Here is a 1786-nt window from a genome sequence, read left to right on the forward strand (position 1 = left end):
GGGGTCCGCCGGGCGTTCGTGTGGGGTGTGGTGGTGCCGGGGGTCAGTCCTTGATCTCGCAGATGGTGGCGCCGGAGGTGATGGAGGCGCCGATCTCGGCGTTGAGGCCCTTGATGATGCCGGTGCGGTGGGCGTTGAGGGGTTGTTCCATCTTCATGGCTTCGAGGACGACGACGAGGTCGCCTTCCTTGACTTCCTGGCCTTCCTCGACGGCGATCTTGACGATGGTGCCCTGCATCGGGGAGGCGAGGGTGTCGCCGGAGGCGGCCGGTCCGGACTTCTTCGCGGCGCGTCGTTTGGGCTTGGCGCCGGCGGCGAGGCCGGTGCGGGCCAGGGACATGCCCAGTGAGACGGGCAGGGAGACCTCGAGGCGTTTGCCGCCGACTTCGACGACGACGGTCTCGCGGCCGGCTTCTTCGTCGGTTTCGGTGTCGGGGGTGGCGGCGAAGGGCTTGATCTCGTTGACGAACTCGGTCTCGATCCAGCGGGTGTGGATGGTGAACGGGTCGCTGGTGAAGGCGGGGTCGGTGACGACGGCGCGGTGGAAGGGGATGGCGGTGGCCATGCCTTCGACCTCGAACTCGGCCAGGGCGCGGGCGGCGCGCTGCAGGGCCTGTTCGCGGGTGGCGCCGGTGACGATCAGTTTGGCGAGCAGGGAGTCCCAGGCGGGGCCGATGACGCTGCCGGTCTCGACGCCGGCGTCGAGGCGGACGCCGGGGCCGGTGGGGGGTGCGAAGCGGGTGACGGTGCCGGGGGCGGGCAGGAAGCCGCGGCCGGGGTCCTCGCCGTTGATGCGGAACTCGAAGGAGTGGCCGCGCAGGGCGGGGTCGTCGTAGCCGAGTTCCTCGCCGTCGGCGATGCGGAACATCTCGCGCACGAGGTCGATGCCGGCGACCTCTTCGGTGACGGGGTGTTCGACCTGGAGGCGGGTGTTGACCTCGAGGAAGGAGATGGTGCCGTCCAGGCCGACGAGGAACTCGACGGTGCCGGCGCCGACGTAGCCGGCTTCCTTGAGGATGGCTTTGGAGGCGGTGTAGAGCTGCTCGTTCTGCTGTGGTGTCAGGAACGGTGCGGGGGCTTCTTCGACGAGTTTTTGGTGGCGGCGCTGCAGGGAGCAGTCGCGGGTGGAGACGACGACCACGTTGCCGTGGGTGTCGGCCAGGCACTGGGTCTCCACGTGGCGGGGCTTGTCGAGGTAGCGCTCGACGAAGCATTCGCCGCGGCCGAACGCTGCGACGGCTTCGCGGACGGCGGAGTCGTAGAGCTCGGGGACCTCTTCGAGGGTGCGGGCGACCTTGAGGCCGCGGCCGCCGCCGCCGAAGGCGGCCTTGATGGCGATGGGCAGGCCGTGTTCGCGGGCGAACGCGACGACTTCCTCGGACCCGGACACGGGGTCCGGGGTGCCGGCGACCAGCGGCGCGCCGGCGCGCTGGGCGATGTGCCGGGCGGCGACCTTGTCACCCAGGTCGCGGATGGCCTGCGGGGGCGGGCCGATCCAGATCAGGCCGGCGTCCAGGACGGCCTGGGCGAACTCCGCGTTCTCCGACAGGAATCCGTAGCCGGGGTGGATGGCGTCCGCGCCGGAGTCCTTGGCGGCCTGCAGCACCTTCGCCATGTCGAGATAGCTGGTGGCCGGGGTGTCACCGCCCAACGCGAACGCCTCGTCCGCCGCCCGGACATGCGAAGCGTCCCGGTCCGGTTCCGCGTAAACGGCAACGCTCGCGATACCGGCATCCCGGCACGCCCGGGCCACGCGGACAGCGATTTCGCCACGGTTGGCGATGAG

At 70.5% G+C, this 1786-nt stretch carries 1 protein-coding gene; it reads right to left on the reverse strand.

Features of this window, described 5'->3' with window-relative positions:
- Nucleotides 1–43 precede the first annotated feature (43 nt).
- On the reverse strand, nucleotides 44–1786 hold a 1743-nt coding region (locus ACFC96_RS46040; RefSeq protein ID WP_376269149.1), incomplete at its 5' end, for an acetyl/propionyl/methylcrotonyl-CoA carboxylase subunit alpha.

It is taken from the genome of Streptomyces sp. NPDC055955, from assembly GCF_042270245.1.
In the GTDB taxonomy this organism is placed as follows: domain Bacteria; phylum Actinomycetota; class Actinomycetes; order Streptomycetales; family Streptomycetaceae; genus Streptomyces.